At 70.2% G+C, this 20460-nt stretch carries 22 protein-coding genes and 1 tRNA gene; 9 read left to right on the top strand and 14 right to left on the bottom strand.

Going from position 1 to position 20460, the window contains the following annotated elements; all coding sequences use genetic code 11:
• Positions 1-33 precede the first annotated feature (33 nt).
• The gene (locus tag ACIBG7_RS25015) at positions 34-282 is read left to right on the top strand and encodes a LuxR C-terminal-related transcriptional regulator (protein WP_357927587.1); all 249 of its coding nucleotides are present in this window, start codon (positions 34-36) and stop codon (positions 280-282) included.
• 6 nt (positions 283-288) lie between these two features.
• Here the strand turns inward: ACIBG7_RS25015 and ACIBG7_RS25010 are convergent, their stop codons facing one another.
• The 4 genes from ACIBG7_RS25010 to ureA all read right to left on the bottom strand — a co-directional run bounded on the left by ACIBG7_RS25010 (position 289) and on the right by ureA (position 5532).
• Positions 289-2001: a tetratricopeptide repeat protein gene (locus tag ACIBG7_RS25010; protein ID WP_397337738.1), complete on the bottom strand. Its 1713-nt coding sequence runs from the start codon at positions 1999-2001 to the stop codon at positions 289-291.
• Between the two features lie 197 nt (positions 2002-2198).
• Positions 2199-3215 (bottom strand): agmatine/peptidylarginine deiminase, encoded by a 1017-nt coding sequence (locus tag ACIBG7_RS25005; protein ID WP_397337737.1) that lies wholly within the window; start codon positions 3213-3215, stop codon positions 2199-2201.
• Positions 3216-3229: 14 nt separating this feature from the next.
• On the bottom strand, positions 3230-4861 hold the full coding sequence (locus ACIBG7_RS25000) for an urease subunit alpha (RefSeq protein WP_397337736.1): 1632 nt from the start codon (positions 4859-4861) through the stop codon (positions 3230-3232).
• Positions 4861-5532 carry an urease subunit gamma gene (gene ureA / locus ACIBG7_RS24995; protein ID WP_397337735.1) on the bottom strand — a complete coding sequence of 224 codons (672 nt, stop codon included), beginning with the start codon at positions 5530-5532 and terminating at the stop codon, positions 4861-4863. Before ureA ends, ACIBG7_RS25000 begins: the two co-directional genes overlap by 1 nt.
• Before the next feature lie 61 nt (positions 5533-5593).
• Here ureA and ACIBG7_RS24990 point away from each other — a divergent pair, with 61 nt between their 5' ends.
• Positions 5594-6160, top strand: a complete 567-nt coding sequence (locus ACIBG7_RS24990) for a TetR/AcrR family transcriptional regulator (protein WP_357927595.1) — start codon at positions 5594-5596, stop codon at positions 6158-6160.
• On the opposite strand, the gene ACIBG7_RS24985 is transcribed toward ACIBG7_RS24990, so the two are convergent.
• The 7 genes from ACIBG7_RS24985 to ACIBG7_RS24955 all read right to left on the bottom strand — a co-directional run bounded on the left by ACIBG7_RS24985 (position 6153) and on the right by ACIBG7_RS24955 (position 13882).
• Positions 6153-6728: a TetR family transcriptional regulator C-terminal domain-containing protein gene (locus tag ACIBG7_RS24985; RefSeq protein WP_357927597.1), complete on the bottom strand. Its 576-nt coding sequence runs from the start codon at positions 6726-6728 to the stop codon at positions 6153-6155. The two genes, ACIBG7_RS24990 and ACIBG7_RS24985, sit on opposite strands and share 8 nt — an antisense overlap.
• Before the next feature lie 21 nt (positions 6729-6749).
• A complete protein-coding gene (locus ACIBG7_RS24980) occupies positions 6750-7325 on the bottom strand; it encodes a TetR/AcrR family transcriptional regulator (RefSeq protein WP_397337734.1) in 576 nt (191 codons plus the stop codon).
• 58 nt (positions 7326-7383) lie between these two features.
• Positions 7384-9204, bottom strand: a complete 1821-nt coding sequence (locus ACIBG7_RS24975; RefSeq protein ID WP_397337733.1) for an amidohydrolase — start codon at positions 9202-9204, stop codon at positions 7384-7386.
• A 195-nt stretch (positions 9205-9399) separates the two neighbouring features.
• Positions 9400-10245 (bottom strand): macro domain-containing protein, encoded by an 846-nt coding sequence (locus ACIBG7_RS24970; protein WP_397337732.1) that lies wholly within the window; start codon positions 10243-10245, stop codon positions 9400-9402.
• 11 nt (positions 10246-10256) lie between these two features.
• On the bottom strand, positions 10257-10892 hold the full coding sequence (locus tag ACIBG7_RS24965; RefSeq protein ID WP_397337731.1) for a TIR domain-containing protein: 636 nt from the start codon (positions 10890-10892) through the stop codon (positions 10257-10259).
• A gap of 7 nt (positions 10893-10899) precedes the next feature.
• Positions 10900-12417: a hypothetical protein gene (locus ACIBG7_RS24960; RefSeq protein ID WP_397337730.1), complete on the bottom strand. Its 1518-nt coding sequence runs from the start codon at positions 12415-12417 to the stop codon at positions 10900-10902.
• Between the two features lie 286 nt (positions 12418-12703).
• Entirely contained in the window at positions 12704-13882 is a 1179-nt protein-coding gene (locus ACIBG7_RS24955) for a winged helix DNA-binding domain-containing protein (protein WP_397337729.1), read from the bottom strand.
• A 178-nt stretch (positions 13883-14060) separates the two neighbouring features.
• Between ACIBG7_RS24955 and ACIBG7_RS24950 the strand changes: the two genes are divergently transcribed.
• Entirely contained in the window at positions 14061-14252 is a 192-nt protein-coding gene (locus ACIBG7_RS24950; protein ID WP_397337728.1) for a hypothetical protein, read from the top strand.
• Between the two features lie 208 nt (positions 14253-14460).
• Entirely contained in the window at positions 14461-14685 is a 225-nt protein-coding gene (locus ACIBG7_RS24945) for a hypothetical protein (protein WP_397337727.1), read from the top strand.
• Between the two features lie 30 nt (positions 14686-14715).
• On the opposite strand, the gene ACIBG7_RS24940 is transcribed toward ACIBG7_RS24945, so the two are convergent.
• Both ACIBG7_RS24940 and ACIBG7_RS24935 read right to left on the bottom strand, forming a co-directional pair.
• Positions 14716-15498, bottom strand: a complete 783-nt coding sequence (locus ACIBG7_RS24940) for a hypothetical protein (RefSeq protein WP_397337726.1) — start codon at positions 15496-15498, stop codon at positions 14716-14718.
• Between the two features lie 206 nt (positions 15499-15704).
• A tRNA-Lys gene (locus ACIBG7_RS24935) sits at positions 15705-15778 on the bottom strand.
• 120 nt (positions 15779-15898) lie between these two features.
• On the opposite strand from ACIBG7_RS24935, the gene ACIBG7_RS24930 reads away from it, so the two are divergent.
• The 5 genes from ACIBG7_RS24930 to ACIBG7_RS24910 are packed head-to-tail and all read left to right on the top strand — an operon-like array spanning position 15899 to position 19722.
• A complete protein-coding gene (locus ACIBG7_RS24930) occupies positions 15899-16744 on the top strand; it encodes an AAA family ATPase (RefSeq protein WP_397337725.1) in 846 nt (281 codons plus the stop codon).
• 53 nt (positions 16745-16797) lie between these two features.
• A complete protein-coding gene (locus ACIBG7_RS24925) occupies positions 16798-18138 on the top strand; it encodes a VWA domain-containing protein (RefSeq protein WP_397337724.1) in 1341 nt (446 codons plus the stop codon).
• 60 nt (positions 18139-18198) lie between these two features.
• On the top strand, positions 18199-18696 hold the full coding sequence (locus ACIBG7_RS24920) for a DUF2975 domain-containing protein (protein WP_397337723.1): 498 nt from the start codon (positions 18199-18201) through the stop codon (positions 18694-18696).
• Positions 18696-18965: a helix-turn-helix transcriptional regulator gene (locus ACIBG7_RS24915; protein ID WP_357927612.1), complete on the top strand. Its 270-nt coding sequence runs from the start codon at positions 18696-18698 to the stop codon at positions 18963-18965. Before ACIBG7_RS24920 ends, ACIBG7_RS24915 begins: the two co-directional genes overlap by 1 nt.
• Positions 18966-18984: 19 nt before the next feature.
• On the top strand, positions 18985-19722 hold the full coding sequence (locus tag ACIBG7_RS24910; RefSeq protein WP_397337722.1) for an alpha/beta fold hydrolase: 738 nt from the start codon (positions 18985-18987) through the stop codon (positions 19720-19722).
• Here ACIBG7_RS24910 and ACIBG7_RS24905 read toward each other — a convergent pair.
• Positions 19658-20419: a nuclease-related domain-containing protein gene (locus ACIBG7_RS24905; RefSeq protein ID WP_397337721.1), complete on the bottom strand. Its 762-nt coding sequence runs from the start codon at positions 20417-20419 to the stop codon at positions 19658-19660. The two genes, ACIBG7_RS24910 and ACIBG7_RS24905, sit on opposite strands and share 65 nt — an antisense overlap.
• Positions 20420-20460 lie beyond the last annotated feature (41 nt).

Here is a 20460-nt window from a genome sequence, read left to right as displayed (position 1 = left end):
CCTCTGGCAAGGCGATGTGACCTGGGGCGTGACATGGATTCTGGTTCCGGTGTCCTGAACGATCGTGACCGCGAGCTGATCGTGCTGTTGGCCAGGGGGTACACCACCACCAGAATCGCCCGCGAGCTGCACCTCAGCCGGTACACGGTGGCCGAGTGGATCAGCAAGCTGCTCGACCGCTTCTCCTGCAGCAACCGCAGCCAGCTCGTGGCCTACTCCTACGCCCACCGCCTGCTCTGCGTCGACATGTGGCCGCCCACCGCGGCGGCGAACCTGCCCTGACCGCGCTCAACGGGCTCGGCGGCAGCGCTCCAGCTCCGCGCGGATCTCGCGGCGGAGCGTCCGGTCCAGGCCGGGCTGGGCGAGCGCGTCGGTGAAGTCGCGGACCGCCTCCTCCCAGCGGCCGAGCCGGGCCAGTGCCGTACCGCGGTTGAAGCGCGGCTCGGGCGCCGGCGACAGGGCCACCGCCCGGTCCAGGTCGGCCACGGCGGCGCTCACCTCACCCCGCTCGAACCGTACGGCGGCGCGGTTCGTCCACGCCTCGACCAGCGTGGGGTCGCCCTCGAGGGCCTGGGTGAACAGCTCCTCGGCCGGCTCGCCGCGCTCGGAGCGGACCAGGCCGAGCGTGCACAGCAGCGCGGGCTCCTTGGGCGCGAGGGCGAGTCCCGCCAGCGCCTGCCGTTCGGCCTCCTCGCTCGCGCCGCGCTCCAGGAGCAGGTTGGCCAGGGTGATCCGGGCGTCGAGATGGCCGGGCTCGACGGCGAGCACGCGCTCCAGGTCCTCCCGGGCCCGCTGCTCGTGCCCGCGTTCGAGGTGCAGGACGGCGCGGTTGTAGTAGGCCTCGGGCAGGTGCGGGCCGAGACGGATGGCCGTGCCGTAGTCCTTGATCGCCGCCTGCGTCCGGCCGGCCGCGCGATGCAGGGCGGCCCGATCGACGTAGTACTCGCAGTTGCCGGGATCGTGGGCGATCACGAGGTCGAGGTCGGCCAGCGCCCGCTCCGCGTCGCGGAGCGCCAGGTGCACCTGCGCCCGGTTGTGCCGCAGCCGGGCGAGGTGTTGCGGGTGCTCCCCCGGCGCCAGGACCGCCGCCAGCCTGGCCAGGCCGTCGTCGATCAGCCGCAGCGCCTGCTCGGGTGCGCCCTGTCTGGCGTCCAGCAACGCGAGGCCCTGCTCGTAGAAGACGGTGGAGATCACCTTGTGCGGCGAGTCCTCCAGGCCGGCGGCCAGCCGCAGCGCCTCCTCCAGCCAGTGCCGGGCCAGCGTCTGGTCCTGCGCGGCGGCGTCGAGGTGCCGGGCGTGCAGCATGGCGGTGGCGTACGCGGCGGACATGTTGATCTTCGGGTCGTCGGTGGCCGCGCGCGCCTGGTCGTAGAGGTCGAGGGCCTCCGGCGCCCGCTCCAGGGCGGTGAGCGCGGTGGCCAGGCCCGTGGTGCAGGCCCACCACTGCCGCAGGTCGCCGCCGGGGGTGACCAGGGCCCGCCCGTGCACGGCGACGCGGGCCGCGTGGTGGTAGAAACCGCGGGCCAGGCCGTCGCCGAGCGCGGCGCGGACCGCCTCCGGCGTCGAGGGCGGCGGCGGGGGCTCGGCGGTGCCGTCCTCGCGCAACTCCAGGCGCAGCGGGGTGGCGGCCACCCGGGGAGCCAGGACGGCCAGCAGCTCGGCGGTGGTCTCGTCGGCCTCCGCGACGTGCTCGAACACCACGGTGACCGGCTTGCGCAGCCCTTCCGCCCAGGCGGCCACGAACTCGGCCGCGCCGTAGGCCAGGCAGGCGGTCCGGCGGGCGGGGTGGAACCTGATCGGCTCCTCTTCCGCCGGCGGCCGCGCCGTACGGTCGAGCCAGGGCGCGATCGCGGCCAGCTCGACCTCGTGCCGCGCCGCCAGGCGCGGGCGCTCGGCGGCGAGCCGCGCCAGGAAGGCGGCGACCCCGGCGTAGGGCCCGTGCCCGCGATGGCAGTCGAAGCAGTTCACGGCCGGGCCGCACGCCACGACGTCGCGAGCCACGGGGCCGGGAACCGCAGGGGCGGGCGCCCGGAAGCGCCCGCCGTCTCGGCAACTACCAGCACCACTCGATCCAGAGCCGGCGGGCGCTGGACAGCAGACGCTGGGTGCTCTTGCGACGGACGGTCATCTTCTTCATGGCGCCTCCCAAGTGATCAACTTCAGGCTGCCCAGAGCATAGACCGGAAGATCGCCTGCGGCTAGAGCGCCGGTTCCTGCTGGGTGATGCAGTGGATGCCGCCGCCCTGGGCGAAGATGTCGCGCGCGTCCACGGACTCCACCACGCGTCCGGGGAACAGCCGGGCGAACAGCTCGGCCGCCTCCCGGTCGCGCGGATCGTCGAACGAGCAGGTCAGCACCAGCCCGTTGGCCAGGTAGTGGTTGATGTAGGAGTAGTCCACCGGACCGCCGCCCGGCGCCTCCAGCACGGTCGGCGCGAGCACCTCGACCACCTCCAGCTTCCGGCCCCGCGCGTCGGTCGCCGCGCGCAACACCGCCAGGTTCTCCCGCGTCACCTCGAAGTCGGGGTGGGCGGGGTCGGGCTGCACGTGGCAGAGCACCAGGCCAGGCCGGACGAACGAAGCCAGCAGGTCGACGTGGCCGTTGGTGCCGTAGCCGTGCTGGACGCCCGCCTCGTCGAAGGTGACGTAGTCGGCGGTGAGCCCCCGGGGCAGCCAGATGACCTTGGTCACGCCGAGCAGCGCCTTGAGCTCGGCTTCGGCCTGCTCGCGGGTCCAGCCGGGGTTGCGGCGCGGGTCGAGCTGGACGGTCTCGGTGACCAGGACCGTGCCCTCGCCGTCCACGTGGATGCCGCCGCCCTCGCCCACCATGGCGCTGCGGTGGGCACGGGCCCCGGTCCGAGCCAGGACCGCGGCGGCGACCTGGTCGTCCAGGGCGTGCGGCGCCCAGCCCCAGCCGTTGAAGGTCCAGTCGATCCCGGCCAGGCGCCCGCCGTCGAGCACGAAGGTGGGCCCGTTGTCGCGCAGCCAGCAGTCGTCCAGCGGCTGCTCGACGAGCTCCACCCGCGGGTCGAGCCACTGCTTCGCCGAGGCCAGCTCGCCCGGATCGACCAGCATGGTCAGCGGCTCGTAGCGGACCACGGTGTTGGCGACGTCCGACCACGCGCGGTGGGAGGCCTCGGGGCTGAGCTCGTAGTGTCGCACCGGCCAGGCCATCCACGTGCGCGCGTGCGGGGCCCACTCGGGCGGCATGAACATGGGGGTCGCTCCTGTCACAGGAAGTAGAGACGGTTCAGGGGTACGGCTGGCACCGGGTCGCTGTGCACCGGCTCGCCGTCGAGGCTGACGCGGCCGTGCGCGTCCACCTCGACCTGGCCGAGGCGGGAGTTGCGCACCAGGTCGGCGGGCCCGATGCCGCGCGTGCCGCGCACGGCGACCCGGCGCCGGCGCGTGGTGAGGCGGTCGCCGGAGACCGCGCCGGACACGAAGGCCACCGAGAGGTCGGCCGCGGTCGCGCCGAACGCGCCGAACTGGGGGCCGAGCACCAGCGGCTCGCTCCGGTCGGTGGCGGCGTTGGGGTCGCCGGTCACCCCATAGGCGGGGAACCCGGCCTTGAGCACGAGCTGCGGCTTGGCCCCGAAGTAGGCCGGCTCCCACAGCACGATGTCGGCCAGCTTGCCCACCTCGATCGAGCCCACCTCGTGGGCCAGGCCGTGGGCGAGGGCCGGGTTGATGGTCAGCTTGGCCAGGTACCGCAGCACGCGCTCGTTGTCGTTCCGCTCGCCGATGGGCTTCATCTTGGCCGCCATCGCCAGCGTGCGGCGGACCGTCTCACCGGCACGGCCCATGCCCTGCGCGTCGGACGAGGTGATGCCGATGAGGCCCAGGTCGTGCAGCACGTCCTCGGCGCCCATGGTCCCGGCCCTGATCCGGTCGCGGGCCAGCGCCTCCTCGCCGGGCAGCTCCGGCTTGAGCCCGTGCACCGAGACGATCATGCGGTAGTGCTCGTCGATGGCGTCCCGGCCGAACGGCAGGGTGGGATTGGTGGAGGAGCCGATCACGTTGGGCACCCCGGCCAGGCGCAGCACGTTCGGCACGTGCCCGCCGCCGCAGCCCTCGATGTGGAAGGCGTGGATCGTCCGGCCCTCCAGGACGGCCAGCGTGTCCTCCACCGACAGGCACTCGTTCAGCCCGTCGGTGTGCAGCGCCACCTGCACGTCGTGCTCCTCGGCCACGCGCAGCGCGGTGTCCAGCGCCCGGGTGTGCGCGCCCATGTCCTCGTGCACCTTGAACCCGCAGGCGCCGCCCTCGACCAGCGCCTCGACCAGCGGGGCCGGGTCCGACGACGAGCCGCGGGCGAGGAAGCCGATGTTCACCGGCCAGGCGTCGAAGGCGTCGAACGCGTGCCGCAGCGCCCACGGCGAGTTCACCCCGACGCCCCAGACCGGGCCGAACTCCTGCCCGATGATCGTGGTCACGCCGGAGGCCAGCGACGCCTCCATGATCCGGGGCGACAGCAGGTGCACGTGCGTGTCGACGGCGCCGGCGGTCGCGATCAGCCCCTCGCCGGAGACGATGGTGGTGCCGGTGCCGACCACCACCTCCACGCCGTCCAGGGTGTCCGGGTTGCCGGCGCGGCCGATGGCGTGCACGCGGCCCTCGCGGATGCCGATGGAGGCCGAGCGGATGCCGAGGACGGCGTCCAGGATGAGGACGTTGCTGATCACCAGGTCGCAGGTCTCGCGTACCGAGGCGGCCTTCAGGTGCAGCCCGTCGCGCGCGGTCTTGCCGAAGCCGGCCAGGAACTCCTCGCCGTGGGCCTGCGAGTCGTGCTCCACCTCGACCGTCAGGCCGGAGTCGCCCAGTCGCACCAGGTCGCCGGCGCGGTAGCCGTACACGCTCATCAGGCGCCCAGGTATCCGCAGGCGCGCGCCCGCTCCATCGCGGCCTCGAACGCCCCTTCGGCGTCCAGGGGGCCGTCCACCAGGCCGGCCGCGCCGATCACCACGCGCGCGCCGCCGATGTCGGTCAACTCCACGGTACGGCTGGCGCCCGGGTCGAAGCGGACGGCCGATCCGGCCGGTACGGCCAGGCGGCGGCCGTAGGCCAGGCCCCGGTCGAAGCTGAGCCGCGGGTTGACCTCGAAGAAGTGAAAGTGCGAGGTGACGCTGATCGGCACGGAGGCGGTGTTGCGCACCTCGACCGACACGACCGGCGCGGGTGGCGGCGGCACCGGGGCGGAGATGACCGCGCCGGGGGCCTCGGCGCCGAGCGACCCGCCGCCGAACGGGTCGGTGATCACGGCGAGCCGGGACCCGTCGTCGAAGACCGCCTCGACCTGGATCTCCGTCACCACGTCCGGCACACCGGGCAGGACGTCGTCCGGCCCGAGCACCGCCCGGCCCGCCTCGATCGCCTCGGTCAGCCGGTACCCGGCGCGGGCGGCCTCGCAGACCGTGTCGGCGATGAGCGCGGTGGCCTCCGGCACGTTGAGCGCCAGGCCCCGGCTGCGGCGGGACCGGGCCAGTTCCGCGGCGGTGAACAGCAGCAGCCGGTCCCGTTCCGTCGGCGTCAAGCGCAACGCGCACCTCCACGGTCTTAGAGCGTGGCTCTAACTTAGAGTACGATTCTAAAGTATGTCGAAACCGGTACGCCCGGACATGCGGGCCCATGTCCTGAAAGCGGCCCTGCAGGCGATCGAGGAGCTCGGCTTCGACCGGCTCCGCGTCCAGGACATCGCCGACCGCGCCGGGATGAGCACCGGCCACGTGCTCTACTACTTCGGCAGCCGCGACCGCATCCTGATCTCCACGCTCCTGCTCAGCGAGGCCGACCTGGACGAGCGCCGCCGTACCGGCCTGGCGGGCCTGGCCCCGCGCGCGGCGCTGGCCGAGTTCGTCGCGCTCTACCTGCCCCGCGGCGCCGACGACGTGCGCTGGCGGCTGTGGGCGCAGGCCATCGCCCGCCCGCCGGAGGACGACGAGACGCTGCTAAAACTGGACGGCTTCTTCCGCGCCTGGGCCGGCGAGCTGGCCGGCATCCTGCGGGCCTGCGCGCCGGTCGCCGACCCGGACGAGCTGGCCGCCCGCGCCTGCCGGCTGATGGACGGCCTCGCCTCCGAGGTGCTGCTGCGCATCCCGGGCCACGACGCCGCCTGGGCCCGAGCCACTGCCCTGGCCGCGATCGAGGCCGGACTCAGCTGAGCCGTTCCAGCGCCTGCCCCAGCGCCACCTCGGCCGCCTCCGCCGGCTCCAGCCGCCCGATCAGCACGTGCACCGCCAGGCCGTCGAGCAGCGGCAGGAACCAGTCCAGGAACTCCGGAGCGGGCCGGAAGTCCCCCTCCTCCAGTATCGTCACCAGGTCCTGCTTCCAGCCGCCGTCGATCTCCTCGGCGGTCCTGCCCATCTCGGCGGCGCTCATCGAGCGCAACCAGGCCTCCAGCCACAGCTTCCACGTCACGTCGTGCCGGTCGACCGGCAGGTAGACCCGGATGAACGCGGCCAGCCGCTCCTTCGGGCCGCCCGCCGCCGCCAGTTCCCTGGCCCGGCGCTCGGCCAGCACCCGCTCGCTCCACCGGAACGTCTCGGTCAGGATCTGGTCGCGCGACTGGAAGTAGTACAGCACCCGCGCCGGGCTCATGCCCGCCCGCTCGGCGATCTGCTGCACCTGCAGCTCGGCCACCGGCAGCTCGGCGATCACCGCCAGCGCCGCCTCCAGCACCTGGCGCCGCGCCTGCCTGCCCCGCTCCTGGGTCCTGCGCCCGTCGGTCATGCTCCCATTGTCCGTGGTCATTCATGCGGTACGGCTCAGCGCCGGCTTGGCGAGGCGGAGCAGATGCTCCCGGAACCCCGCCCGGAACCGCGCCGACCCCGAGTCCGCCCCGGTGGCCGCCTGGATCAGGGTGGGAAACGCGAGCGGCGCCATCGCCAGCGCGATCAGGCTGACACACAGCAGCTCGGGATCGAGGTCCGGATCCACCAGCCCCGCGTCCTGACACCGCCGCAGCAGGTAGACCCTGGCCGTGATGTCCCCCCGCCAGCTCGTCCCCGCGCCCTTCTCGAACTCCTCCCAGCCCAGGAGCCGCACCCACTCGGCCTCGATCGCGCACCGGTCCAGGAACTCCTCCAGCAGGCTCGCCGGCGTCACCGGCCCGCCGCTCCGCCCGGCCCGCTCACCGCCCCGCCGGAACACCTCCCGGGTGACCTCCTGGACCAGACCCTCCTTGTTCTCGAAGTGCGTGTAGATCGTCCGGACGTTCACCCCGGCACTCCTGGCGATGTCGTGCACCCGGGCCCCGGCCACCCCCTTGCCGGCGAACTCCTCCAGAGCCGCCCGGAGAATCCGCGCCCGTCTCTCGTCGGCCGTCAACGGCTGACCTCCCTGCTGGGGGCGGGGCGCGCCGTCGCCGGCCCGCCCCGCCACTGGTTCAGAACTTCGGATCGACCCAGACCTGCTTGCCGCCCACCATGGTCATCAGGACGTCGGTCTCGGAGATGTCGTCGAGCGGCACCTTGGTGATGTTCTGGTCGAGCACGATCAGGTCGGCCAGTTTGCCCTTCTCCAGGGAGCCGGTGATCTTCTCCTGGTGCATCTGGTAGGCGCCGTTGTAGGTGACGGCCCTGATGCCCTCGGCCAGGGTCAGGCCGGGCAGTTTGTTGACCTTGCCGGCGTACTGCGGGAACTCCTTGCCCCAGTCCGCCTCGCGCAGCACGGCCGCCTCCAGGTCGAACCACTCGTCGAACGGGTCGAGGCAGCAGTCGCTGCCCAGCGAGACCTTGCCGCCGCCCTTGGTGATCGCCTTGGTCGGCTCGTACAGGTCGAAGCGCGGGCCCAGGTACGGCTTGACCGCGTCGGTGGAGTCCGGCGCCGGCTTGGCCCACTGCAGGCCCATCGATGCGGTCACGTCCAGCGCGCCGAACCGCCGGAAGTCGGCGGGATCCACCACCTCGGCGTGCGCGATCGTCTCGTGCGCCCGGATCTTGGGGTTGGCCGTGCGGGCGTAGGCGAAGGCGTCGAGCGCCGTGCGCACCGCCCGGTCGCCGATGGCGTGGACGTGCGACTGGAACCCGCGCCGCTCCAGCTCGGCCACCACCGGGTTGAGCAGCTTGGGGCCGATGTAGAGCTCGCCGCGGGCGGACTTGTCCTTGCGCGGCTTGCCGTCCGCGTCGAGGTAGGGGTGCAGCATCGCCGCGGTCTGGGCCGGGTACTGGACGATGCCGTCCAGCATGATCTTCACGCCCGCGACGACCACCCCCGGCTCCGCCACCACCCGCGAGCCCTTCTTCTGGTCAGGACGCCAGGCGAGCACCGCGGAGGAGATCTCCTCCGGCCGCTCCAGCTCCGCCCGGATCTTCTCCACCTCCCGGTAGAACGCCTTCGGCTCACGCAGATCCTGCAGCCTGCTCCAGATCGCGAAGTGCGCCCGCGCGGTCAGCCCGCCCTCGTCCTGCAGCTTCTGGAAGATCTCGATCTCCTCGCGCCCGCTGCCCGGCACGAAGAAGCTCGTGATGCCTTCCTTGCTGTAGTCCTTCATCCGCAGCCCGGCCAGCTCCACCGCCCGCTCCGGGGCGACCGGAGGCGGCGGCGGGATCAGCTTGGTCACCAGGTCCCCGGCCGAGTCCTGGAGCAGCCCGTTCGGCTCGCCGTTCCGGTCGTGGTCGATCCGCCCCTGGGGCGGGTCCGGCGTCTTGCTGGTGATCTTCGCCAGGTCGAGCGCGTTCTGGTTGACCAGGATGTTGTGCGCCGTGATCGCCGCGTGAATCACGATCGGCCGCTTCGTCTTCAGCGCGTCCAGCATGCTCTTGTGCGGCGTCGTGCCCGCCGGCCGGAGGAACTGCATGTAGAGGTTGTCGACCTCGAGGAAGTCCGTCCCGCTGCCCAGCTCCGGATCGTCGAGGCACGCCCGTACCTTCGCCTGGAGCTGCTTCACCGTCAGCGGCTCCGCCTTGAGGTCGCACCGCTTCCGGTCGCTGCGGCTGATGTCGTGGATGTGGCCCTCGTGCAGGCCCGGCATCACCATCCGGCCCTTGAGGTCGATCACCTCCGTGCCCTCGCCGATGTACTTCCCCGCTCCCGCGTTCGTCCCCACATAGACGATCCGCCCGTCCCGTACGGCCAGCGCCTTGGCGACGCTGTCGCGCTTGTCGACGGTGTAGATGAACCCGTTGCGCAGCACGATGTCCGCGCCTAACGAGGTCGCGGCGCCCGCGGCGGCCGGCGTCAAGCCCGCGCCGAGCAGAGCGGCCACACAGGCCAACGCTCCGATCCGACCCACTTGGCTCTCCGTTCCAAGAGTTAAACTTGACTCAAATTCAAGTTTCCCAAGCCGCCCACGTCAACCCCCAACCTGCTGACTCACTCCTGCAGCCAACGCACACGGACGCTCGGCAATCGGTGAAGTCGGCTCAGCACGCGGGCAAGCCGCTCGACTGAAGTCCGATGACTAGAGCGCCGCCAAGAAGGCGCGCATCTCGAGCAGGTCCACCTTGTCGGCATCCTGAGGCCTGATGACGACCACCAGCTCCCTGCAAACCGGCTCCAACCTCGAGCGTGCCATGAAGGACAGAATGATCACTTTGAGCAGGTTCTCCCTGTCAAGTGCGTAGATCCTGGCCAGCTCCGCACCCATGACCGGAATCGCCACCCTGCCGAGCTGCCCGCTGGCGGCGATCGATTTCCAAAGCCGGTCCAGGCTCGTCCAGAGGTCGTTCAAGGAGGAGTGCGCGGTGAGGTCATTACCCATGCGGCTGTAGGCGACGGCATAGACGCGCCGGTCGGGCGGGCCTATCAGCGCAACCGTGCCGATCGGATACCGCTTCAGTTTGCCCCGCTGCTTGGCCGTACGGGCCTCTACGCAAGCGGGTGTGACTGAAGCCAGGGCCTTGGACAGCTCACCGTCGAGCCTGGCTCGGTCGCCGCCATAGACCCGCGCCAGAAGCTGTCCTTGCAGGCTGGCACGATTGATCACCTCGTCGGCGTCCGAATCGGTGTCGAACGTGTCGCTGAACCCCACAACCAGATGAGCCTGCTCCTCCAACAGGTCGCCGACCTTGATGACCACAGTCAGGTCAGGGTGGACGAACTGGCGCTCAATCCGCTCTCGAGGGTAGGAGCGCACGAAGCCCCACACCACGCAGAGCCCGAGCGATGCTCCGGTGATCAGCCCTGGGTGGCTGAACTTCATCCCGAATACCTGGCCCGCGAACTGGACCACCGCGGAGACGAGCCCGAAGGCGATGAGCACATTCGCGGCGAGCAGGGCACGCCCGCGCGCCGTACTCAGGATCAACCGCAGACCTCTCATCCGCGCGGTCGACGCGTGTAGGCACCGAGATCGTGCAGCTGCTCGGTGTCGAGATAGTCACTACCGGTCTCGCGTACGGCACAGCCGGCCGTACGTAACCGAAGCTTGAGTTTATTTATGCTCCGCACGGAGCCGTCGAACGCCACGTAATTGCGACCGCCGAAGTCGGACACCGGCCGCATCCGGCCCGCCTGCAGGAGCACAGTGCGCTCCGGACATTTGGCGAAGGCCATGCCCGCCTCGAAGAGCACGTTCGGCCGGGCTTGGCACTCGACCACCCGCTCATCCTCGTCGGGCACCAGATCGGGGTGAAGCCTGACCATGTCGTCGGGTGTCATCAGCACCAGAGCCGCCTGCATCATCGTGAAAGCCTGATCGAGCACTTCACCGAGATAGGGGCTGGAGTGCCCGAGGTCATGCACCACCGTTTCCCACTCCAGCGGGTTCAGGTCCATTCGTCGCAGCAGGTCGAAGATGCGTTTCCTGAACTCCTCGTCCCGCCCGTGGATGACGAAGACGTTGCGCTCCTTCTCCATCAGTACCGGCTGACTCCGAGCCTCGCCGCTGCTCGCGCGCGCGCCCGGACCGGCGGCGATGTTCTGCGCGTTGACCGTGCCGCCGCTGATCTGCACCCCGTAGTTAGGACCCACTCTGCTGCCCTCCGCCTTTCTGATCACCCCGGCCCGCCTGCGCGCCGAGCCCCGCCGCGATGTTCTGTGCTGAGATGGATCCGTTCCCGGTCACCATCACCCCGTTGTTGAGAATCGTGGTCTGACGCTGGACCAGTTCGCCGGTATCGATCCGATGGTCATCGAGGAACTGCACGAGCGCGTCGAAAATGCGCTGTTCGACGACCTTGGTGTACATCTCACTGTCGAGCTTCTGGAAATACCGCTGATAGCGCTCGTCGCTGGCCCATTCGCGGATGCTGAAGAAAACGCCGTGGTCGAATGAAGGGTCTTCGAAAGCCTCGGTTCCCTCGGACAGCGCCCGCATATCGTCGAGGCGCTCCGCCAGGTGAGGGAAGGCCGACATCGGCCGACAGAACAACCTGATCGACCGGAGCGCCTCCCACAGGTACCCCCAGCCCTCGACCCGTTTGAGCTGATCGTGCCCCCGGAAGCGATCCTTGAGCGGCGTGAGAATCGAGTGGCTGGCCTCGATGAACAGGTTGCGCTTGACCACGACGAAACGCAGAAAGATGGTTAGGGCGAGCTCACCGTCCCACCCCACCAGCCGGATCACCGTGTACGGTCGCGCCCGGTTGTCTAACTTCGTCAGCAACTGGCGCACCTCGTCGCTTTCCACCAAAGCCCTCGGCCGGCCTCCAGCATCGATGAAGGCCTGCCCGTCCCTCCCGCTGACGAAGATCCGCTCTTCAACCCGCAGCCCCAGCCACTCCAGTGCCTCCACCTGCCGCTGCACATGGTCGCGAATCTCGTGCACGTCGAAGAGCACACAGTCCTTGTACGGCTCGCGCGGCTTGGTGATGTCGATCGCGAAGGACCAGCCGCCGATGACCTTGCCGTACCCGCGAAACGGTTTGAAGCCTCGGTAGATCGTGATATTCCCGTGTGCCTGCCGCTCAATTTCGGCGATGCGGTTCCGCAGCACGCTGCTGCGCGGTTGCGGAGCCTTCGATGCAGCGAAGTTCCTGCGGTGCAGCGATCCGGTGATCGCATGGTTGTAGGAGAGCCGGTAGAGGAAAGTGACCACCGTCGAGACAACCAGCGAGACCACCAGTACCGGTGGGATCATCTGGAGTGGCCTCAGCGAGACCGTCATCCCCGCGATCACCAGACAGGAGAGGCTCAGTATGATCGCCGGTAAGTTGATCACCGTGAGCACCAGGTCACGCAGCGCTCGGCGTCTGCGGGCGGAGCAAGCGTGACGCAGCACCGCCACGATGTCGACACCCGGCGACATCGCAATGCCGCGCCGCGGCTGCCTGACCACCAGCGAGACTAGCTTCTGCGCGAACCACTCGTCCGATTGGGCGGCACAACACAGGTGCCTGGTCACCTCCGAGTCGGCTTCTTCGACGTCTACGATCGGCGCGCGGGTGGCGTCGAGGCTGAGTGGGTCCGGCGCTGACACGGCGCATTCGGGACAGACCTCGCCATCGGTCACCGGCTGGTCGCAGACGACACACCGCATCCGTCGGTCCCCTTCCACCGCCGTGAAAGAAATCCCCGCACATTTTCTATACACGGAAGAGGCCCCAGCGACCAGTGATCCTCAAGCAAGCAACCTGGGTCACACTGGGAAGCGGCGCACCAATCACCCCAGCGTCCAGCCCCCTCCTGAGCGGATCGGTCTGGTACGCGGGCACCTCGATCAGCGCGGCCTACGACCTTCGTCGCGCCCGCTCGTCGGCCCCTGGCTCCGTCGTAACCGGCCGAAGTTCCCTAGGGGAATTCGCCGAGGGCAGGGCGCAGACGGATCACCACCCGCCGACCTTGCCCACCTCCAGCCCCCGACAGGCAGCAACCCGCCCCACCTCCTCCTCGACCGCCCCCCGATGCCCCCGCCCGATCTCCCCCAGGGCCTCCACACTGACGTCCAACTTCCGCCCCCTGACCTTCGCCCGCCACACCCCCCGCACCTCACCATCCACCAGCACCGCCCCCGGACTACCGGCCCGCCGCCACAGCACCTTCTGCCGCTCCCGATCAGGCACCAGCACCCCCCGATCCCGCGCCTGCAGATACGGATCATGCGGCGGCACCATCCGCACCCCCCGAACCTCCCCAGCCGACCTCAACCGCTCCTCCTCCCCCGCCAGCACCCACAACCTGCCCGCCTGAAACCCCACCTCGACCAGCTCCGCCTCCACCCCTGCCCACAGCCGCTCCGCCTGCTGGACCCCGATCCCACCCCACCCCGCCAGCTCCCCCGGCCCCGCCGGCCCGTAGCACCGCAGAAACCACCGAACCAACTCCCCCGGCGCCTTCATTACCCCCCCAACCCTCCCCACCCACTGATCAGTACGGCGCAGCAACGGCGACCGCCCCTCCCGCCCCCCATGACACAGAACCCCCCGCAACGACACCACCGGCAACGCGAACCGCACCAACGACTCCCCCAAGAACTGCTTCCCCGCGTACGGCGAGCCCCCTTTCCACCCCTCCTGCATCCCCTCAGGCAACCGGCCGCCAATCAGCTCCCCCACAGCCCGCCCCGCCTCGTCCTTGACCAGCCCAATCCCGTCCAGCACCTCCTCAACCGCCCGAACCGTCAACTCCACCAGTTCCCCAGCCCCCAACCCCAACCGATCGAGCGCAGGCACCGCCCCCCGCAAGAACGCCCGCAACTCCTCTTCCCCCTCCGGCAACAGCCCCCGCGTGAACACCGCCGCCTCCCGCACCGGAAACACATGCGGCGCCGCCCGCGCCCCAAACGCCTGCAACAGCCGCTTCCCCTCCTCAAGCTCCTCGCCCACCCGCCGCTCACTCACCCCTTCAACCCGCGCCCCCAACGCCAACGCGGCCGACCCAGGCGGCGTGTTCTGCGGACAACACCGCCCAGCCACCCCCACCAACTCACCAGTCGGCGCCCGCTCACCAAGCTGCTGCGCATACAGCCGATAGGCCAGGATCTGCTTGCGGTCAACCTTGAACATGCCTCCGTCCTACCCAGGCGGGCGGCCACGATCGGGCCGAGGTCGAGCCCCGAAGCTCGGCAAGTAGACGCCTGGCCCCCGCAGGGGTACGTCCACAAGGCACTCGCCGAGAACGACCGCGGCTTCGGCCACTTCCACCACCGGTACCTGCACCACCGTCCGAAAAGCTGAGATGGACATGACGGCGCTTCAGGCCGCCCTGGATGAGATCTTCGACTTCGCCCTCGTCCACCACGGCTTCACCGACTACATGCGCGACTACGAGGCACACATCTTCATCCCGGCCACGCCGACACACGAGGCTCCGGTACGCCTGCGCTACCGGTCCACGCACTGCACCCAGGCGAACGTGACCACCGCTGCGCCGTGAGACCTGGCGCGTCTCGCTGGACGACGCCCTGGTGGGCGAGCCGGAACAGGCCGTGCCCGTCGGCTACACACCGTTCTCTGTCACCTGACCCAGCCGCTCCTGTCAGCGGTAGGGGGCGGAGACCCGGGCGGCGGCACCGTCCCTTTGGGTATCTGGATCGCGTTCACGTCCGAGCGGGTCGAGTTGGCCCGAGTCCTACGACTCGTGGGTGACGGTCGCTGTGCCGGACACCGAGGACGCCCCGGACAACATGCTGAGGGCGCCACGAGTGATGGCTTCTGAAGACCCGACGCTGACGCGGGTCCTCGAGCAGGAATGGCCGCGCCATGTGGTGGTGGAGGCGCGCAGCATTCCCGAGTCCGGCGGCAGGCGGACTGTCGCGCGTCTGCGTACGGTCTTCCGCCGGATGCGACGTCTTACCCGGGGAGCCTGAGCCACCCGCTTCTGCACGGCCGTGACCACGTCAGCCGTGGCGGAGTTCGTGAGCCAGCGACCGGAGCCAGCCCTCGCGGAACGTGGGCTCACCCGCCATGACCCGGGCCAACGCCTGCCGTACCTCGCGGCTGCGACCCTGGTCGACGAGCGTGACCGCTTCGCTGAGCGCGTCCAGCGTCTTGTCGTCGCGGGGCGGGATGGTCACCGTCGGGTCGGCCCAGCGCGGAGGGCGAAAGGACGGAGCGAGTTTGCTCTGCTGGTCGCCCAGGTAGGACCAGACCCAGCTGTCGAGGGAGACGTTGGTGACGGCTCGGCGGGGAAGCTCCTTGACCCAGGGTGCGTGCTGCCACCATCGCCAGGCGTTCGGGGCGGTCTTGCCCTGTTGGGTGATCCCGAGGAAGCGCATCTTGGTACGGATCACCTGCCAGGCGGCGGGTTCGTCGTCGATCCACTCGCGCAGGACACGGTAGAGGTTCTCGAAGGTCCAGCCTGAGTGCACCAGATCGGTGAACACGATCGGCCGGTCGCGTCGTTCCAGGGCCGAGGGCGTGACACCCAGCGCGGCCAGGTTGACCCGGAGCTGCCGCAGATCGGCGGCGGCGTATTCGCTTTCGGAGCGATGCGAGTACGGCAACAGGTGTAACCGGTCGCTAGAGGAGGTGCCCGCCAGGGCGCCCTTCAGGAGATCGTGGAGGCTGTCGCAGGACCGGCCGACGAAGAACAGATCCCCGTTCCCGCTGCGCGCCACCACCTTCGCGGCGCATTCGACGAGTTCGCCGAGGAAGGGAAACCGGCGGTCGCGGCCCTCCACGAGAGTTCCGAGTTGCTCGCGACGGTCGACGTTCCACCGGAAGGGCTGGATCGGCTCGGACAGGTCAGATCACCTCCGCTTCACGGATCGAAGGTAGCCGCCGATCATGGTGCCCGTCACGGCGAATATCCACCACGCTTGCAGAGCAGCGGGAGTGAAACGAAGAAACCCCAGCTCAGTGATACCGAACTGGGGCTTCTGTCAGGTGCGCCGCCAGGGACTCGAACCCCGGACCCGCTGATTAAGAGTCAGCTGCTCTAACCAACTGAGCTAGCGGCGCGTGCTGCGAGAAGAAATATACCCACATCCGGGACCTTGGTCGAATCGGGTCTCGGCAGCGAGAATCGACCCGGGAGAATAAAGTTCGGTTTCCAGCTACACACGGCACCCAGGAGTGTGGATGTTCGACTCACCCGCCGACGCGAGCGAGCGGCTCGCCGCGACCGGCTATCTGTCCGATGACGCGATCGCCACCACGGCGTACCTGGCCGGAGCGCTGGGGAAGCCGCTGCTGGCGGAGGGGCCGGCCGGGGTCGGGAAGACACAGCTCGCCAAGGCGATAGCGGAGGCGACGGGGGCGCGGCTGATCAGGCTGCAGTGTTACGAGGGGCTGGACGAGGCCAGGGCGCTGTACGAGTGGAACTACAAGAAGCAGCTGCTGCGGATCCAGGCGACGAGTGCGGATGACGACATCTTCTCGGCGGAGTTCCTGCTGGAGCGGCCGCTGCTGAAGGCGATCAGGAGCACGGATCCGGCGGTGCTGCTGATCGACGAGATGGACAAGGCGGATGTGGAGGTCGAGGGACTGCTGCTGGAGTTGCTGTCGGACTTCCAGGTGACGATTCCGGAGCTGGGGACGATCACTGCGGTACGCAGGCCGTACGTGATCCTGACCTCGAACGCGACGCGAGAGCTGTCGGAGGCGCTGAAGCGGCGGTGCCTGTACCTGCACATCGGGTATCCGACGCCGGAGCGGGAGCGGGACATCGTGCTGGCGCAGGTGCCGACGATCCGGGCCGAGCTGGCGGAGAAGCTGGCGCGGACGGTGGCGACGTTGCGGGCGATGGAGCTGAAGAAGGCGCCGTCGGTGGCGGAGACGGTGGACTGGGCGCGGACGTTGGTGGCGCTGGGGCGGGCCGAGCTGGAGGACGCGCTGGACGACGCGACGGTGGCGGGGACGCTGGGCGTGGTGCTCAAGCACGCGTCTGATCAGGATCGGGCGGTCAAGGAACTGGGCCTGAGATGAATCCTCTTCAAGGCACCCCAACCAGCCGGCCGCAGAGTCTGGTGGATCGGCATGTGGGGTTCGTGCATGCGTTGCGGGCGGCGGGGATCCCGGTGTCGCTGGCCGAGGGGCTGGATGCGGCGCGGGCGCTGCAGGTGGTCGAGCTGACCGAGCGCGAGTCGGTACGGCAGGCGTACGCCGCCACGCTGATCAAGAAGCCCGCCTACCGCCCAGGCTTCGACGTGCTGTTCGACCTGTGGTTCCCCAGGGTGACGACCGAGCTCGCCGAGAAGTACGAGACCACGAGGACAGACCCCGCGACGGCCGAGCTCCCCGAGCTGAGGGACGAGCTGGCCAGGCTGATGGCGGAGGGCAGTGACGAGGAGCTGCGCCGCTTCGCCCAGGCGATGGTGGAGCGGTTCGGCCGCCAGGAGGCCGGCCCGGGACGGCAGAACTGGTTCTCCTACAGCGTCCTGCGCGCCCTGTCCCCCGAGACGCTGATGGCACGGCTGCTGAACGAGGTGCTGGCGGGCCAGGAGCGCGGCGGGCTGCCGGAGAAGACGGCCCGCACCCGCATCACCGGCCGGATCCAGCAGTTCGAGCAGGAGGTGGCCGCCGACGTCCGGCGGCGGATCGCGGAGGACTCGGGCACGGAGAAGATCGCCCGCTCGACGGTCCGCCCACCGCTGGACCAGATCGACTTCCTGCGCGCCACCAAGCAGGACCTGGCGGCGCTGCGCCGCGAGGTGTACCCGCTGGCCCGGCGGCTGGCCACCCGGCTGAGCATCAAGCACCGGCACGGCCGGCGCGGCCGGCTGGACTTCCGGCGGACGGTACGGGCCTCGCTGCAGACCGGCGGCGTCCCGATGGCCACGCACTTCAAGCCGCCCCGGCCGCACAAGCCGGAGCTGGTGGTGCTCTGCGACACCAGCGACTCGGTCGCGTCGTTCGCGCATTTCACCCTGTTGCTCACCTACGCGCTGCGCGAGCAGTTCACCAAGGTGCGGGCGTTCGGCTTCGTGGACACGGTGGACGAGATCACCCGGTTCTTCGCCCCCGGCTCCGATGTCGTCGAGGCGATGACGCGCCTGGCGAACGAGGCCGACATGGTGCGGTTCGGGCGCACCAACTACGGCCACGCCTTCGAACGGTTCGCCGAACGGTACGGCGAGGCCGTCGGCCCCCGCAGCGCGCTGCTGATCCTCGGCGACGCCAGGTCGAACTACCAGCCTCCGGCGCTCGACCTGGTCAAGCGGCTGACCGGGCAGGCCAGGCACGCCTACTGGCTCAACCCGGAGCCGCGGGCGCAGTGGGACACCGGCGACTCGATCGCGTCGGAGTACGCGGCGGTCGTGCCGATGCGGGAGTGCCGCAACGTCGCCCAGCTCGCCGCCTTCATCGAGGAGCTCGCCTGACCCCGCTTGCCGTACCTATCGAATGTCGATAGATTTCTATCGACATTCGAAGGAGGGGTCATGGGAAAGCTGACCGTCAACGCGCTACGCACCGTGCTCGTGGTGTTGCTGGCCGGATCGGTGTTCGTGCAGGCGGTGATGCTGCCGCTGCTGGCGAAGGACATGGAGGGCCTCAACCCGGACTACGCCTACCTGCGGACGCCGTTCCTGGCGATCGTCTTCCTGGGCGCGGTGACCGCCCAGGTCGTGCTGGTCTGCGTCTGGCGGCTGGTGACGATGGTGCGGCGCGGCACGGTCTTCTCGACCGCCGCCTTCCGCTACGTGCACATCGTCATCGGGGCCATCGTGGCGGCGGCGGTGCTGACGTTCGCGATGGCGGTGCTGCTGGCGCCGGGCGAGGCGGTCGCGCCGGGCATCGTGCTGCTGATCTGCGGGGTGAGCCTGGCGATCCTCGGGGTCGCGCTCATCGTGCTGGTGCTGCGCATGCTGCTGGCCCAGGCGGTGGCGCGGGACGTGGAGGCGGCCAAGCTCCAGGCCGAGCTGGAAGAGGTCATCTGATGCCGATCGTGGTCGACATCGACGTGATGCTGGCCAAGCGCAAGCTGTCGGTCGGCGAGCTGGCCGAGCGGGTGGGGATCACCCCGGCCAACCTGGCGGTGCTCAAGAACGGGCGGGCCAAGGCGGTGCGGTTCACCACGCTGGAGGCGCTCTGCGAGGTGCTGGAGTGCCAGCCGGGCGACCTGCTGCGCTGGGAGGCCGAGCCGGGATTCCGTGGTGGATCAGTGGTGGGCACGGATTCGGAGGCGCACCCGCCGGCGCGAGGCTGAGCGCATGGACCTCGTGTGCGTGGACACAGTCATCTCCAGGGACGGCACGGCGATCGCCTTCGACCGGCGCGGGTACGGCGGGCCGCCACTGGTGCTGGTCGGCGACGGGGCGGCGCACCGGCGGGTAAGGACGCCGCTGGCCGAGGCGCTGGCCGCTAGGTTCACCGTGTACACCTACGACCGGCGCGGGCGGGGTGACAGCGGCGACATCCTGCCGTGGGCGCCGGAGCGGGAGTTCGACGACCTGCGGGCGGTGCTGGAGGCCGCGGGGGGCCTGCCGTACGTGGTGGGGGGCTCCGTGGCCGCGCTCGTCGTCCTGGCCGCGGCGGCACGCGGGCTGCCGATCGGCAGGGTGGCGGTGTGGGAGCCGTCGCTGGGCGGCACCGAGGTGGCCGGCTACGACGCGGCGATGGCGCGCGCCTTCTCGGCGGCGGCGATGGTGACGGTGGGGGCGCCGGTGCTGGTGGCCGACAGCGGGCTGGACGCGGGCATGACGGCGGACTGCACCGCGCTGGCCGCCGTGCTGCCCGACGCGGAGCGGCGCACGCTCCACGGGCAACCGCACGACCCCGATCCCGCCGCGCTGGCCGAGACCCTGACCGCCTTCTACCGGGGCGGCGAGCCTGAGCGCGCCGCCTTCTTCGAGGACGGTGAACCTGGGCGTCGGGGAGCCCCACGCTCCCCGATCGCCGTCAGCCGACGCGTTGCAGCTCGCGGGCGGCCGTACGGGCCAGGACCTCGATCTGCGCCTCGGTGAGCACCTGGTTGACCGTACGGCGCACCAGCCGCGCGATCAGCCGGGGCTTGGCCAGGGTGACCCCTTCGGCCGCGACGAGGCCGCGCCTCGGAAGCTGCCCGCAGTGAACCGCCAGGAGCGTCCCGATCTGCACGGGGATGCCGGTCTCGCGGGTGAGCAGCTCCGCGAAGGCCGCCGCGGTCTCCACGAGCGGTTTGGCCACCGCCGTGCCGTACTTCTCACCGAAGAACAACCGCCCGCCGTACGTGGCGATCTCGGTGTCGGGGCTCCAGGATTCGTTGTCCACGATCCAGACGCCGCCGGGCCCGATGATGAGGTGGTCGATGGAGGCCTGCCCGCGGATGGCCCGCCCGTCCAGGACCCGATGGCCCCGCAGGGAGCGCCGCAGGAGCCGTCCGGTGACGAGCTCGCCGCGCCGGCGGCCCCGCCAGACGGCGGTGGCGCGGTAGGAGCGCCAGGACAGGTACCAGTCGAGCCCCGCCGCGGCGAGGCCCGCGCCGAGCGCGTAGAAGACCGCGCCGGTCAGATCCAGGCGCATGGCCAGCCAGAACGCGCCCGCGAGGGCGATGACGCCCTTCACCGCGCGCAGCCTCTGGCGGCTGCGCGCGTCCTCGTGCCAGTACTTCTCGTAGTACCACTGCGCTGAGTTACCCGTGAACTTCTCGTCCCGCTGAACGTAGATCGAGCCACCGGGCATGCCGAACTCCCCGACTGAGTAGGTAATGCATGGATCTGCCA

This window comes from Nonomuraea sp. NPDC050328, from assembly GCF_044459405.1.
In the GTDB taxonomy this organism is placed as follows: domain Bacteria; phylum Actinomycetota; class Actinomycetes; order Streptosporangiales; family Streptosporangiaceae; genus Nonomuraea.
The sequence above is the reverse complement of the archived record's forward strand: the minus strand, read 5'-3'. Positions and strand labels throughout refer to the sequence as shown.

Coding starts and splice junctions, on each gene's coding strand:
- ACIBG7_RS25015 (WP_357927587.1), top strand. CDS start 34: ATGGATTCTGGTTCCGGTGTCCTGAACGATCGTGACCGCGAGCTGATC.
- ACIBG7_RS25005 (WP_397337737.1), bottom strand. CDS start 3,215: ATGTTCATGCCGCCCGAGTGGGCCCCGCACGCGCGCACGTGGATGGCC.
- ACIBG7_RS25000 (WP_397337736.1), bottom strand. CDS start 4,861: ATGAGCGTGTACGGCTACCGCGCCGGCGACCTGGTGCGACTGGGCGAC.
- ACIBG7_RS24990 (WP_357927595.1), top strand. CDS start 5,594: ATGTCGAAACCGGTACGCCCGGACATGCGGGCCCATGTCCTGAAAGCG.
- ACIBG7_RS24985 (WP_357927597.1), bottom strand. CDS start 6,728: ATGACCGACGGGCGCAGGACCCAGGAGCGGGGCAGGCAGGCGCGGCGC.
- ACIBG7_RS24960 (WP_397337730.1), bottom strand. CDS start 12,417: ATGCGGTGTGTCGTCTGCGACCAGCCGGTGACCGATGGCGAGGTCTGT.
- ACIBG7_RS24955 (WP_397337729.1), bottom strand. CDS start 13,882: ATGTTCAAGGTTGACCGCAAGCAGATCCTGGCCTATCGGCTGTATGCG.
- ACIBG7_RS24950 (WP_397337728.1), top strand. CDS start 14,061: ATGACGGCGCTTCAGGCCGCCCTGGATGAGATCTTCGACTTCGCCCTC.
- ACIBG7_RS24930 (WP_397337725.1), top strand. CDS start 15,899: ATGTTCGACTCACCCGCCGACGCGAGCGAGCGGCTCGCCGCGACCGGC.
- ACIBG7_RS24920 (WP_397337723.1), top strand. CDS start 18,199: ATGGGAAAGCTGACCGTCAACGCGCTACGCACCGTGCTCGTGGTGTTG.
- ACIBG7_RS24915 (WP_357927612.1), top strand. CDS start 18,696: ATGCCGATCGTGGTCGACATCGACGTGATGCTGGCCAAGCGCAAGCTG.
- ACIBG7_RS24905 (WP_397337721.1), bottom strand. CDS start 20,419: ATGCCCGGTGGCTCGATCTACGTTCAGCGGGACGAGAAGTTCACGGGT.